General features: G+C 38.6%; 11 protein-coding genes. 1 reads left to right on the top strand and 10 read right to left on the bottom strand.

Annotated elements, in window-relative coordinates:
* Positions 1-15: 15 nt before the first annotated feature.
* The 3 genes from CWD90_RS18840 to ruvB are packed head-to-tail and all read right to left on the bottom strand — an operon-like array spanning position 16 to position 3,495.
* Entirely contained in the window at positions 16-474 is a 459-nt protein-coding gene (locus tag CWD90_RS18840) for a hypothetical protein (protein WP_103477625.1), read from the bottom strand.
* Positions 461-2,419, bottom strand: coding sequence for a cytochrome P450 (locus CWD90_RS18835; protein WP_103477624.1), 1,959 nt, complete (start codon positions 2,417-2,419; stop codon positions 461-463). Before CWD90_RS18835 ends, CWD90_RS18840 begins: the two co-directional genes overlap by 14 nt.
* A gap of 53 nt (positions 2,420-2,472) precedes the next feature.
* Positions 2,473-3,495: a Holliday junction branch migration DNA helicase RuvB gene (ruvB, locus tag CWD90_RS18830; protein WP_103477623.1), complete on the bottom strand. Its 1,023-nt coding sequence runs from the start codon at positions 3,493-3,495 to the stop codon at positions 2,473-2,475.
* Positions 3,496-3,647: 152 nt separating this feature from the next.
* On the opposite strand from ruvB, the gene CWD90_RS18825 reads away from it, so the two are divergent.
* Complete coding sequence (locus CWD90_RS18825; protein WP_103477622.1) at positions 3,648-5,912, top strand: acyl-CoA dehydrogenase family protein; 2,265 nt, start codon at positions 3,648-3,650, stop codon at positions 5,910-5,912.
* Here CWD90_RS18825 and CWD90_RS18820 read toward each other — a convergent pair.
* The 7 genes from CWD90_RS18820 to nrfD form a co-directional block, all read right to left on the bottom strand.
* Positions 5,909-6,709: a GIN domain-containing protein gene (locus tag CWD90_RS18820; RefSeq protein WP_157941274.1), complete on the bottom strand. Its 801-nt coding sequence runs from the start codon at positions 6,707-6,709 to the stop codon at positions 5,909-5,911. The two genes, CWD90_RS18825 and CWD90_RS18820, sit on opposite strands and share 4 nt — an antisense overlap.
* A 207-nt stretch (positions 6,710-6,916) precedes the next feature.
* Positions 6,917-8,737, bottom strand: a complete 1,821-nt coding sequence (locus CWD90_RS18815) for a cytochrome c oxidase subunit I (RefSeq protein ID WP_103477620.1) — start codon at positions 8,735-8,737, stop codon at positions 6,917-6,919.
* A gap of 44 nt (positions 8,738-8,781) precedes the next feature.
* Positions 8,782-9,840, bottom strand: coding sequence for a cytochrome c oxidase subunit II (locus CWD90_RS18810; RefSeq protein WP_103477619.1), 1,059 nt, complete (start codon positions 9,838-9,840; stop codon positions 8,782-8,784).
* Positions 9,841-9,874: 34 nt separating this feature from the next.
* A complete protein-coding gene (locus tag CWD90_RS18805; RefSeq protein ID WP_103477618.1) occupies positions 9,875-11,188 on the bottom strand; it encodes a quinol:cytochrome C oxidoreductase in 1,314 nt (437 codons plus the stop codon).
* 18 nt (positions 11,189-11,206) lie between these two features.
* Positions 11,207-11,767 (bottom strand): c-type cytochrome, encoded by a 561-nt coding sequence (locus CWD90_RS18800; RefSeq protein ID WP_103477617.1) that lies wholly within the window; start codon positions 11,765-11,767, stop codon positions 11,207-11,209.
* 11 nt (positions 11,768-11,778) lie between these two features.
* Positions 11,779-12,300: a DUF3341 domain-containing protein gene (locus tag CWD90_RS18795; protein WP_103477616.1), complete on the bottom strand. Its 522-nt coding sequence runs from the start codon at positions 12,298-12,300 to the stop codon at positions 11,779-11,781.
* A 2-nt stretch (positions 12,301-12,302) separates the two neighbouring features.
* Positions 12,303-14,051, bottom strand: a complete 1,749-nt coding sequence (gene nrfD / locus CWD90_RS18790) for an NrfD/PsrC family molybdoenzyme membrane anchor subunit (protein ID WP_103477615.1) — start codon at positions 14,049-14,051, stop codon at positions 12,303-12,305.
* Positions 14,052-14,081: the final 30 nt, after the last annotated feature.

Here is a 14,081-nt window from a genome sequence, read left to right as displayed (position 1 = left end):
GTGGTCTTATGTTACTTATTCCGTATCGGTTAAATTTTTTAAGAGATTTGTAAAATCTTTATCAATCCTGTAATTTTTGTTCTTTACACTAATTACACTTCCGTTACCACAAATGGTATCACTTTTTTTAGATTGATAAATCAATATCATTTTAAATCGTACATCAATATTCTCTGTATAGTTTCCTTGTCGTACGGTTCTATCAATTGATTCAGTAATTTCACTTATACTACTCTTGTCTTTAAGTATCTTTTTCTTCAAAACTTTATCAAATATTTGCTCTAATTCATTACAGGCAACACGTGTAAAAGTTTGAGTAGTCAAATTTTCATATAATATTATTAGCTCAATAACATTATCTTCTTTACTTATTATTTTTGCGGTATCTTTATTTTTCGCATTGTTACAGGCTAAAGTAATTATCAGTACAGCAAAAAACAATATTCCTATTTTATTTTTTTTAGTTCTGCCCATTTTCTTTCTTTTTAGGAACAGTTATTATTACTTCTTCTAATTGATTTGCTCTTTGAGTAGCATTTTTAGTTGACGTAGGGTCGGTAACATCCATTACTGTTCCATTGTGATTAGTCCTTGTGACTTCTCCTTTATTTATTTCGCCGTGCTTTTTAGCCGTTACTTGTTCTGAAGTTGTTATAACTCTTTTCTCTTCTTTAGTGTCATACGCAGGGTCATAACCTTCAATTGGGTCAATATCATTTTTAAACTGACCTGGATTTTCTTTATCCTGTAAAGCGTGGTCAATTTCGTGGTCTAATACAGTAGCAGGAGATAAAATATGTCCTTCATCTGTCTCAACTGCTGCCGTTGGGTCAAAGTAAATTGCTCCCTCACTTGGTCTATAAAAAGACCCTTTTCCTGTGTTATCAACTAATTCGGTTCTTCCTGATTCATTCAATACTGCCATTTTCCCAGAAGTGCCTTTACTGTTCATAAACTTAACAGTTTTAGCAAATTGTGTTTTAAACTTTGGGTCAGTTCCTTTTCTATATACAAGTTCTAATCCCTCAAGTTCAACACCTAAACCAAGTTTATTTTCCTGAAAAGCATATGTAGAGTTATAAGGATATTTACTAGCTAAAGGGTCAACAGCAACAAATCTAGCAATTGCAGGGTCATAATGCCTATACTTAAATTCAAGCATATTGTAACCGAGCTCTTTCGAGATTTCTTGACCTTGGTACGTTTTATAGTTGTATTCAGTACCATTGACCACATTATTGTACCCTTTGTGTTCAAGCCCAAACGGATAATAATAGTCCCCATAATCCTTTTTATCCATACCTCTAAAACGGCTGGGAATAAACTCAGATGGCTTTTCCCAAAAATCATTATAGCGATGTAATTCATAAATGGACATAAGTACCATGCTATCTTTGGGCAGAACGATTCCCTCAAAAGACTCGTCTTCCGTGGCAATCCTATCAATAACATAGGCTGGTGGATATAATCTTAACGCCTCCTCGACACAATGATTAACACAATGAAGCTGCATAACCTCTTGCATAAGGTCAACATTGGCATCTCCTAGATTTACCTTGGAAACCTCGTCATAAACTTGTTCCTGAATTTCTGGATGCTTGGCCAAAAGAAAAAGCGTAAAACTTAGAGCGTTTGCCGTGGTTTCATGCCCAGCAGTAAAAAGAATCAATACTTCATCCAACAATTGCCCATCGGACATAGGCGAGCCGTCCTCATATTGTGCTTTAAGCAACATATCCAGTAAGTCGTCTATCTCGAATCCAGATTTTCTACGTTCTTCAATAATTTCCAAAAGCAGCTGCTTGCCTTCTGCGGCCATTTTTAAGTGTCGGTCTATCTTACCATTAAAGTTGTACCACCATTTTAGGTAAGGCTGCCGCATTTCTCTTATCAACATACGTTGATTGGCCTCCGTTATTTGCTTTAAGCGTGCCATTCTTTCCCTAATGTCCGAACTACTAAAAAGTGCCTTTGCCACCACCTGAAATGCAAGATCGCCCATAAGTGGAAAAACATCCTGTTCACTATTGGGTTTTATTCGCTTTAGTTCCGTAATTATGGCCTTTCTAATGACCCCCATTAAATTATGGAGTTTTTTCTTATGAAAGGCGGGTTGCACCATTCGCCTGTGGGTCCTCCAATGCTCTCCATTAGATGTTAAAATACCATGACCAATATACTTGGCCAAATCCACAGTTTGCAACGGGGATTTTTCAAAATTCTTATGCTGTTTTTGAAGTATGTATTTTATTAAACCCGGGCTTCTAGTAAAAAGAACTATTTCCTTTGTACTCAATTGCACTTTAAAACTATCCCCATGGGCCTCAAAATTTTCATGATGAAAGGGTAAAGGATTTTTTAGGATTCTCCTTGCATTTTTTAAGACTTGGAACCTAGAAACTAACTTCAAATTGTTCATTTAAAATGGGATTTCCGATAGGGAACATAGATTTTTAGCAGGCTGTGACCTAATCAAAAAAGACCCCCTTGGATTGCGCCCTTTATTCTCCCCAAATGCCTATAAGCCAATTCCGTTACCTCTCTACCTCGAGGAGTACGCATTATAAACCCTTGTTGTATTAAAAAGGGTTCATATACCTCCTCTATGGTTTCGGCACTTTCGGACACAGCAGTTGCCAAAGTTGATATTCCTACAGGCCCTCCTTTAAACTTATCTATAATAGTAGTCAAAATCTTATTATCCATTTCATCCAATCCGTGGGCATCTACATTTAACGCCTTGAGGCTAAATTGCGAAATCTCTATGTCGATTTTTCCATTTCCTTTAATTTGGGCAAAATCGCGGACCCTTCTTAAAAGGGCATTACATATTCTGGGAGTTCCCCTACTTCTTCCTGCTATTTCAATGGCCGCTTGTTGGGTAATTGGTGTTTTCAGAATTTCGGCACTTCGTTCCACTATAGTTGAAAGCAATTCAGTAGAATAATATTGCAGTCTACTCTGAATCCCAAAACGTGCCCTCATAGGGGCCGTTAACAAACCAGAGCGAGTAGTAGCGCCAATCAAGGTAAAAGGGTTCAGATTAATCTGAACCGATCTGGCATTGGGACCAGATTCTATCATTATGTCGATTTTATAATCCTCCATAGCTGAATACAGATACTCTTCTACAATTGGACTTAATCTATGGATCTCATCAATAAACAATACATCCCGTTCATCCAAATTGGTCAATAATCCGGCCAGATCTCCTGGCTTATCCAAAACAGGACCGGAGGTCATTTTAATCCCCACCCCCAATTCATTCGCCAAGATATGGGCCAAGGTTGTTTTTCCTAGACCTGGAGGGCCATGGAACAAAGTATGATCTAAGGCTTCTCCTCTCAAATTGGCAGCCTGCACAAATATCTTCAGATTCTCCAGCACTTGTTCTTGCCCTGTAAAATCGTCAAATGAAATGGGACGTAACGCCCTTTCAATATCAACTTCTTCGTTGGAAAAATTATTGGCTGTTGGATCTAGGTTCTCATTCATACACCAACAAAGATAGTGGAAATAGAGATAGTTTTTAAATGAAACCAAATTTTAAGAATTGAGGTATCCCCCCTGCTTAAATCGATTCCCAAATTTTTCATAATCCTGTAGGGTATATGAAAATTGAATAAAAAATAATGTAAATTCATAGTATGATAAAGACCAAATATCCAACCAGCATACTACAATATATACCCTTCTTTTTTGTAATCTGGTCCGATGACCTATTGACAGTTTCTGAAATTGCAGTCGTAAAGAAGATAATTGAAGAGGACCAACACCTTTCCAATAATGACAGGGAAACCCTAAACAACTGGCTTAACACGGCTAATCCACCAAGTGCGGCGGAAATGAAGTCTTGGCAGCATACCATATCCAATTCTGGTGTTAAATTAGTGGAGGGCGATAACCATCCCCTAACCTCCTTTAGCAAGAAATTGATACTTCAAAATGAATCAGCACATGTTTTCAATGAAAATTTGTCGGCCATAGAAATAAACCTAGGGATACAACCCAATCATTACCACCATTTATTTGACGTGGAAGTAGTGCCGGAAAAAACCTCAGATTATTATGACCCAAGAGAAATAGATGAATTATTTAAGGGTAATTTCAGCCATGAACTAAATGAATTTAGAGAGACCTTAAAGCATCCTATCTTCTCCTGGGAGGTAATTAAGAACAAAGAAATTTTTAGGGAGAAAGTATTATCTCAGGTACAGTATTTGGCCAAAGAAGGCTATGGTGCCATTGCTTACCCCGAGCCCTATGGAGGTACAAACAATATGTTGTTGTATGCCTCAATTTTTGAAAACCTGATGTATGTAGACGGCAGTCTTACAGTAAAGTTTGGAGTACAGTTTGGACTATTTGGAGGCAGTGTGGAGAAGTTGGGCACTAAAAAACATCATGACCTCTATTTAACAGAAATCGGAAAAGCCAAGTTGCTTGGATGTTTTGCCATGACAGAAACAGGTCATGGATCTAATGTAAGAGGTGTAAAAACGACTGCAACGTACAATTTGGATAAGGATAACATCACCATCCATACGCCAGGCAAAAATGACAATAAGGAATATATTGGGAATGCGTTACACGGCACAATGGCCACTGTGTTTGCCCAATTGATCGTTGGAGGACAAAACCATGGAGTCCATGCCATAATAGTACCAATAAGGGACAATGAACACCGTTTAATGCCAGGTGTACGTATTGAAGACAATGGTCATAAACTAGGTCTCAATGGTGTTGACAATGGGAAAATTTGGTTTGACCAAGTTAAGGTCCCCCGTGAAAATCTTTTAAACAAATACGGAGACATTAAACCGGACGGCAGTTATTATTCCGAAATAAAAAACCCGAACAAGCGCTTTTTCACCATGCTGGGCACCCTGGTAGGAGGACGGATCTGTGTGGCCAAGGGAGCTTTAAGCGGTGCAAAAATGGCCCTAGCCATTGCCGTGAAATACGCCCTTCACAGAAGGCAATTTAACGACAATGTAAAAGTTCAAGAGGATTTGATTATGGACTACCCATCCCATCAACTTAGACTTACACCGGCTATTGCCAAGTCCTATGTATATCAGGTGACATTGGATTCATTAATGAAAATCTACAGTGATGAAAGTATCACCGATAAACGAAAAATAGAAACCCAGGTTGCCGGGCTAAAGGCCATAATAACTTGGTTCTCCAACGAGACCATTCAAGAATGCCGGGAAGCATGTGGGGGAAAAGGGTATCTACTGGAAAACAGAATAGCCGATCTAAAGGCAGATGTGGATATATTTACCACCTTCGAAGGGGATAATACAGTGCTTTTACAATTGGCCGCCAAGGGTATCATGTCCGATTTTAATTCAGAATTGAACAGCGGTGGATTTTCTGCCGTACTTAAACTATTGGGTACTCAAATAAGCGATAAATTGGTCACCATAAATCCTATGTATGCCAACAAAGTGGACAAAGAACATTTATACAATCCAAAATTCCACAAACATGCCTTTGATTACAGAACTAGAAGATTAACCTATTCCGTAGCCATGCGAATCAGAGATTACATTAAGAAAGGGGTCCCATCCTATCAGGCTTTCTTAAAAGTACAGACCCATTTATTGGCTCTGGGAAAGGCCTATAGCTGTGAATTGGCCTATAATACCTTTTTACAGTTTACGGAAACCATCGAAGACAGCAAGAACAAACAACTATTCCTGAAATTAGGTTGCCTCTTCGCATTATCAGAAATTCGTGAAGATGCATCTTGGTTTCTGGAACAGGGATATTTGGGAGGGACCAAATCTAAGGCAATACGGCAACGAGTGGAAAGGTTAAGCTCCGAGTTCAGACCACATATTGAGGTTTTAGTAGATGGATTTGGAATTCCGGACCATTGCTTAACAGCCCCAATAAGTCGTTAATTCTTGCGCCTATAGAGTTCCGAGGTATCTTGAAATTCTTCCAAATTAATTCTGCCCTCACCATATACAAAGGTCTTGGCCGATCCTTTGGAATTTAGATCAACCGCAGTTTTAGCTAAAACTTCGGCTGATGAACCGCCTTCCAAATTAGCCTGCACCGTTTCTGCCTCCAAACGCCTTGCTTTGAGGTCAGAATTATCAAATAAATGCACTACTAATTCATTTGTAAATCCTTCCAGATCGGCATCGGAATTTTGTTTCATATCCAAAACAGTAGTTTCCATGACCCCGAACAACTTTAAATCTGCCTTATCCATTAAGGATATATTTAAAGTATCAGAATCTACCTTAAAATTACCTCTACTATTTCCTTGCATTTTAACCACCAATTCATCGGCGTCAACATCAATTTCTACCCTGCCCGAGTCGAAAGTGCTCACCTCGAGAAAATCGGTTGAAAATCGATTCTTCACAACGATATTGCCCGCATGGGCAGTTATATGGTATAATTGAACAAAATTTACTGTTATATTCAGCTTTCGCTTGGAGGTTATTTTATAATAGGAACTAATTACAAGTGTTTCATTCTCTACCCTAAACTTTAAAACGTCCATTAGGTTATCGTCGGCTTCTATTATATATTCTTCTGTAGAAGCAGCTTGCAAGACGATATCAAGATCATCATTTAACTCTATGGCATTAAATGGAGGCAAGGTCTCCCTAACCTCAATAACATTCTTATTGCCTTTAATTTTAGGTTTCCGCTGGGAATAGACTACGCAGCTTACCGTTAACATAAAAAATAATAAAAAATGTCTCACCATAAATGATTTAAAATAAACAATACACCACTTCAAAAAAACTAAAACTTAAGCTGTTTTATTACTGCCAATAATTAATGAACGCATATGGTATTTACTCGCCATAATTCCGATATGTAAATGGAAGATACAAAAAAAGTCCATCTTAGAGACGGACTTCCAAATTTTGTTACTTTCAAGATATTAATGCTGCATTTCCTCCTCACCCTCAAATAATGGTAAGGTCTGAGGGACAAAATCCTGTCCCGGAATTATATATTCTCCGTTCTCATCAGTTTTGCTATAGTCATACGGCCAGCGGTGAACTTCTGGAATTGCTCCAGGCCAGTTTCCATGGATATGTTCTACTGGTGTAGTCCATTCCAAGCTAGTAGATTTCCATGGGTTCTGAACAGCTTTACTTCCGTAGAAAATACTTCTAATAAAATTAAAGGCAAAAACTAACTGAGCTGCTGCCGCTATAATTGCAAAGACAGTCATTAAGACCTGAATATCAGTTAAATCATCAAACATCGGGAACGCAGTGTTCTCATAATACCTACGTGGTACCCCTGCCATTCCAACAAAATGCATTGGAAAGAAAACACCGTAAGAACAAACGGCTGTTATCCAAAAATGTATATAACCCAAGTTCTTGCTCATCATTTTACCGAACATCTTAGGGAACCAATGGTAAACACCGGCAAACAATCCATAAAGTGCTGATATTCCCATCACCAGATGGAAGTGGGCTATTACAAAGTATGTATCATGGACATTAATATCCAAGGTACTATCTCCAAGAATAATCCCAGTTAAACCACCAGAAATAAAGGTAGAAACCATACCTATAGAAAATAACATCCCCGGATTTAATTGAAGGTTACCTTTCCACAAGGTAGTAATCCAGTTAAATGCCTTTACGGCAGATGGAATAGCAATCAATAGGGTTGTAAAAGTAAATACGGACCCTAAGAAAGGATTCATTCCCGAAATAAACATATGGTGACCCCAAACAATAGTGGACAAGAATGCAATTGCCAAGATGGAGGCAATCATTGCCCTATATCCAAAGATTGGTTTACGCGAATTAACAGCCATAATTTCGGATACCATTCCCATTGCAGGTAAGATTACAATATACACCTCAGGGTGGCCCAAAAACCAGAACAAATGCTCGTACAACACAGGTGAACCTCCTTGATAATGCAATACTTCCCCTTGAATAAAAATATCTGACAAGAAAAAAGATGTGCCAAAACTCCTATCCATAATCAATAGTAAGGCTGCTGACAATAACACTGGGAAAGAAATAACCCCAATAATTGCGGTAACAAAAAATGCCCAAATGGTCAAAGGAAGTCTAGTCATAGACATTCCCTTGGTCCTAAGATTAATTACGGTAACAATATAATTCAATGACCCCAATAAAGATGAAGCTATAAATATAGCCATAGACACTAACCATAGCGTCATACCCATACCAGATCCAGGCTGTGCCATTGGAAGTGCACTAAGTGGAGGGTATACCGTCCATCCTGCAGCCGCTGGTCCTGCCTCTAAAAAAAGGGAAGAAAGCATAATTATACTGGACAAAAAGAACAACCAGTATGAAATCATGTTCAAAAATCCTGACGCCATATCCCTAGCTCCAATTTGAAGTGGAATTAATAAGTTACTGAAGGTACCACTTAATCCTGCCGTTAAAACAAAGAATACCATGATCGTTCCATGTATGGTCACCAATGCCAAATAAACATCTGCATCCATTATACCACCTGGTGCCCACTTACCTAAAATAAATTCAAAAATTGCAAAAGATTCTCCAGGCCATGCCAATTGCATCCTGAACAATAAGGACATCATAATACCAATGAATCCCATGATAAGTCCAGTAATTAGATACTGCTTGGAAATCATTTTGTGATCTTGACTAAAAATATACTTCGTCACAAAGGTTTCTTTGTGATGATGTCCGTGATCATCTGAATGGTCTTCTACATGTGCGTGAACTGTTACAGACATAGTTGTATTTTTAAATATTTTTATGATTATTATTAAAGACTAAATTATTGTGCCGAAGCCATGGTTTTACCAAAAGTCTTCTGACTTGCTATCCATGCATTATATTCCTCTTCCGTTTCTACAATAATTTTCATTTGCATATTGTAATGGGATTTTCCACATATTTTGTTGCACAACAAGATATAATCGAATTCCCAAGGATCCTGATTCTCAATCCCTCTAGAAGCTTTTTCGGCCCTAATTCCGTTAATGCGTTTTACTTTATCCACAACATCTGGATTAAGCCTCATTTCCTCAGTGGTCGTTATAGGTGTAAAGGAGAACTGGGTAATCATTCCTGGGACAACGTTCATCTGAGCCCTAAAATGTGGCATATATGCAGAATGAAGTACATCTTGTGAACGCATTTTAAAATTCACCTTACGTCCTACTGGTAAATGCAATTCCTTAACAATAATATCATCGACAGCATTGGGATCTGCACTGTCCAAACCAAGTATATTGGCTTTATCGATATCGATCATTCTAACGTTAGCATCGCCTAAAACATTATCATTTCCCGCATATCTAGCTGTCCAATTAAATTGTTGGGCATATAGCTCTATAGTTAAGGGATCGTCCTCGTCATTGATATCCATAATATTGGTCCAAGCATATAGCCCCCACAGGATTAAACCTGCCAATACAATAACAGGTATAATCGTCCAGATAAACTCCAATCTATCGTTATCGGCATAAAACAAGGCTTTTTTCCCATCATCCCCTCTATATTTAAAAGCAAAATAATGCAACAAAAACTGGGTCAAGGTTTGAACAATAAAAATTATCACAAAAGAAACTACCATCAAGGAATCATACTCCCCACCATGCTCGGAAGCAGCTTCCGGCAAAAGTGTTTTAGAATATTTCCAAAAGCTAAAAATGGTAATTCCATAAAGGAAGATTAAGAAAGCGAACATTAAATACCCATTGTACTTATTATCTGTTTCACTTGCTACTTGGGAATTGCTGGTTCTAATTTGTGACAATTCGAATATCTTGGTCATTTGCCAGATTGCAATTGCCACTAATACTAAAACAACTATGGTCAAAAATGGAGTCATCGTATGATTTGAAATTATACTTATATACTAAATACTAATAATGAAAATGCTTACTCTCTTCTATAAACGGATTTCGTTTTGGCTGTAATGGAGCCTTGGTCAAAGCCCTGAAAACAAAAAATATAAAAAATCCGGCAAAGAATAAAATAGATCCAATTTCAGGTATACCAATATACCACTGATCGCCAACCGTCGAAGGCATTATAGCGTTAAAAATATCCATATAATGGCCCGCTAAAATCACGATTCCTGTCATTACCACGAACCAATTCGTCCTCTTAAAATCACTATTCATAAGCAAAAGTACAGGGAATAAAAAGTTCATGGCCACCATGCCAAAAAACGGCAAATTGAAATCGGCTATCCTGGTAACGAAATAAGTAACCTCTTCAGGAATATTGGAATACCATATCAACATAAATTGGGAGAACCATAAATAAGTCCAAAAAATACTCATCCCGAACATAAACTTAGCCAAGTCATGAATATGGCTATCGTTAACATCTGGCAAATAACCTCTAGATTTAAGATAAATGGTTACCATCGCAATAACGGTAATTCCAGATACAAACATACTGGCAAAAATATACCATCCAAACAAGGTACTGAACCAGTGTGGATCTACACTCATAATCCAATCCCATGACATCATGGACTCAGATATTAAATAGAAGACCAGAAAGCCTGCAGAAATTCTAAAATTCAATTTAAAATTGGAGTCGTCATTGGATTCATCTTGAGCCAAGGACAACTTACGGGAATACTCCCTATATAAGATCCAACCTCCCAAGAATATCGCAGCCCTAATAAGGAAGAATGTCCCATTTAGAAATCCGGCTTTGCCTTGCAACAAAGTATCATGTGCGACCACTTCTGGATCCATCCACACGAACAAATGATTCATATGGGCTACGGACATGGCCAATATTACAAATACAACGATACCACCTGGCACCAAATAGGCCGTAATTCCCTCCATTACCCTAAAGAGCAGTGGTGACCAACCAGCTTGCGCTGCCCGCTGAATAGCGTAAAAGGCCAATACCCCCAAGGCAATCATAAAAAAGAAAAAAGCTGCAACATATAATGCCGCCCAAGGCTTGTTTTGCAACTGGTGCAACAAATGTTCATCATGTGATGAATCATGGGCATCCCCGTGTTCCATTTCGGCACCATGACTCTCTGCAACCGCATGGGCATCGCCATGTCCGTCACCGTGTCCGGCAACAATGGCCTTTGCCTCTTCTACAGTACTTGGCGCAGCCATAAAACCGATACCAATTCCCAAAACGCCCACAGCCATTAAAATGAAGGAAGCAATTTTTAATCTATTTGAAAAAGTGTACATATTGCTAAAATCTAGGTCTTATTTTGTTAAATCTTGTTTCAATTTCATCACGTATTCAGAAACCTTCCAACGCTCTTCGGTATCCAATTGCCCTGCATAGGACCCCATGGAATTCAATCCATAGTATATGGTATGGTACGTAGTTCCAACTGTAACGTTTCTAGCTACATCTGCATAACTGGGCACGCCCAATATTTTTTCCCTTTTCACCAAGTTACCTTGTCCATCTCCCTTGTCCCCGTGACAAATGGCACAATAAATAGCATAGAGCTCCTTACCTACAACTAGATTGTCCTCTAGCTTCAAGGAATCCAATGGACTTGGGTTTAACCGTGCCAATTCTTTTCCTTCAATAGTATTCTCAATTCCGTAAGGTATCCACCCTCTTGCTACTGTATTCTCAGCTGGAATTCCAGCTTCCATGCCATCCGGAAGAAAATCAACTTTCTGGTAGGCCTCATAACCTACGGATTCGTACATATTGGGCATGTATTGATAGTTCCTGCTATTTTTGTTTCCACAAGAAGCAACTATTAATACCAAACCCAACAAGACTCCTATTTTGCTAAAACTATTCATAATTTTTACGACTACTTTTCTGTAATATTAATTTCGACTGCTCCAGTATCTATCAACAAATCCCTCAATTCCTGCTCGTTATCATGAATTTCAATTTCCATTAGGAAATGGTCATCCGTGGTTCTCACATCTGGATTTTCAGCTTCTTTAAAAGGCCACAATCTACTTCTTAAGTAAAAGGTGATTACCATTAAATGGGCTGCAAAAAATACCGTTAATTCAAACATGATCGGCACAAAGGCGGGCATGTTCTCCAAATAACTAAAACTTGGCTTACCTCCAATGTCCTGTGGCCAATCCTGGATCATGATATAATTCATCATCACAATGGATACAGCAAGACCAACACATCCATACATAAAGGATGTAATTGCAATCCTTGTGGGCGCAAGCCCCATAGCTTTGTCCAAACCATGTACTGGAAAAGGACAATAAACCTCCTCTATATGATGCTTCGCCGCTTTTACCCTTTTAACAGCATGCATTAGCACATCGTCATCATTATAAAATGCATGTATAACTTTCGACGCCATAATTATTTCTTATTATTTAAAATCTTTGCTTGTCCTGCCCAATCGTCTCTTTGTGCCCTGCCTGGGAACGATTCAGTAATAGAATCCAACAGATCGTATTCCTTATTGGTCATACGTCCCACCTGTGCGAATGTAAATATTCCTATTTGATTCAAAGTGGCTTCCATTTGAGGCCCTATACCTTTAATCTTTTTCAAGTCATCAGCCTCCTGTGAAGTAGGATCAAATGTTCCTATAGTACCTAAAAGTTCAGAAACACCTTGCTTATCACCTTTTGCCGGTACAACCTCTCCCATCAAAACATCATCAGTGATAGGTTCTTTTTCCTTAACCCCTGTTTTCATTTTGGTAATTTCATACAAAGGTTTACCTGCATCCCTCAATTTTTTATACTTCTCACCGGAAGACTTTAAAATAGACTTCACCTCTGCCTGAGCAATTACAGGGAAAGTTCTGGCATACAATAAGAATAACACAAAGAAGAATCCTATCGTTCCAATAAAAATTCCTATATCCACAAAAGTTGGAGAGAACATTGTCCATGAAGACGGAAGGTAATCTCGGTGTAATGAAGTTACGATAATTACAAACCTTTCGAACCACATCCCTATGTTTACCACGATAGAAATAAAGAAAGAAAACATAATACTCGTCCTAAGCTTTTTGAACCACATAAACTGCGGAGAGAACACGTTACAGGTCATCATTGCCCAATAAGCCCACCAGTAAGGTCCAGTTGCCCTATTTAAGAAGGCATACTGCTCATATTCAACTCCGGAATACCAAGCCATAAACAACTCTGTAATATAAGCACAACCAACTATAGAACCAGTCAACATTATAACTATGTTCATCAACTCTATATGTTGTACTGTAATATATGATTCCAAATGACATACCTTCCTCATGATGATTAACAAGGTATTCACCATTGCGAAACCTGAGAAAATAGCCCCAGCAACGAAATATGGTGGAAATATTGTTGTATGCCACCCAGGGATAACCGATGTAGCAAAGTCAAAGGATACAATAGTATGTACAGAAAGCACCAATGGTGTAGCCAAACCGGCCAAGACCAAGGAAACTTCTTCAAAACGCTGCCAATCCTTGGCACGCCCTGACCATCCAAAACTTATCAAGCTATATATTTTCTTTTGAAAAGGTCTTACCGCTCGATCCCGAATCATGGCGAAATCCGGCAACAATCCAGTCCACCAGAAAACAAGGGAAACTGAAAGGTAAGTAGATATCGCAAATACATCCCAAAGCAGAGGTGAATTAAAGTTTACCCACAATGATCCAAATTGATTTGGTATAGGCAATACCCAATAAGCCAACCAAGGACGCCCCATGTGAATAATAGGAAACAATCCCGCTTGAATAACCGAGAATATGGTCATCGCCTCAGCAGAACGGTTAATAGCCATTCTCCATTTCTGCCTAAACAGTAATAATACCGCGGAGATCAATGTTCCTGCGTGACCAATACCTACCCACCAAACAAAGTTGGTAATATCCCAGGCCCAGCCCACAGTTTTATTCAATCCCCATGTACCGATACCTGTTGATACCGTGTAAATAATACAGCCAACACCCCATAGGAATGCCGCTAATGCAATGGAAAATACAATCCACCAATGCTTATTGGCCTTCCCTTCTACCGGAGCAGCAATGTCCACGGTTACATCGTGGTATCCTTTATTTCCGAGTACTAAGGGTTTTCGTATAGGTGCTTCGTAATGCGACGCCATAATTTAATATATAGTTACGTTCCTCTAATT

This window comes from Arenibacter catalasegens (assembly GCF_002909235.1).
Taxonomy (GTDB): domain Bacteria; phylum Bacteroidota; class Bacteroidia; order Flavobacteriales; family Flavobacteriaceae; genus Arenibacter; species Arenibacter catalasegens.
The sequence above is the reverse complement of the archived record's forward strand: the minus strand, read 5'-3'. Positions and strand labels throughout refer to the sequence as shown.

Excerpts from the sequence above, each read along its gene's own strand:
- CWD90_RS18840 (WP_103477625.1), bottom strand. The coding sequence starts at position 474 with ATGGGCAGAACTAAAAAAAATAAAATAGGAATATTGTTTTTTGCTGTA.
- CWD90_RS18835 (WP_103477624.1), bottom strand. The coding sequence starts at position 2,419 with ATGAACAATTTGAAGTTAGTTTCTAGGTTCCAAGTCTTAAAAAATGCA.
- ruvB (WP_103477623.1), bottom strand. The coding sequence starts at position 3,495 with ATGAATGAGAACCTAGATCCAACAGCCAATAATTTTTCCAACGAAGAA.
- CWD90_RS18825 (WP_103477622.1), top strand. The coding sequence starts at position 3,648 with ATGATAAAGACCAAATATCCAACCAGCATACTACAATATATACCCTTC.
- CWD90_RS18820 (WP_157941274.1), bottom strand. The coding sequence starts at position 6,709 with ATGTTAACGGTAAGCTGCGTAGTCTATTCCCAGCGGAAACCTAAAATT.
- CWD90_RS18815 (WP_103477620.1), bottom strand. The coding sequence starts at position 8,737 with ATGTCTGTAACAGTTCACGCACATGTAGAAGACCATTCAGATGATCAC.
- CWD90_RS18810 (WP_103477619.1), bottom strand. The coding sequence starts at position 9,840 with ATGACTCCATTTTTGACCATAGTTGTTTTAGTATTAGTGGCAATTGCA.
- CWD90_RS18805 (WP_103477618.1), bottom strand. The coding sequence starts at position 11,188 with ATGTACACTTTTTCAAATAGATTAAAAATTGCTTCCTTCATTTTAATG.
- CWD90_RS18800 (WP_103477617.1), bottom strand. The coding sequence starts at position 11,767 with ATGAATAGTTTTAGCAAAATAGGAGTCTTGTTGGGTTTGGTATTAATA.
- CWD90_RS18795 (WP_103477616.1), bottom strand. The coding sequence starts at position 12,300 with ATGGCGTCGAAAGTTATACATGCATTTTATAATGATGACGATGTGCTA.
- nrfD (WP_103477615.1), bottom strand. The coding sequence starts at position 14,051 with ATGGCGTCGCATTACGAAGCACCTATACGAAAACCCTTAGTACTCGGA.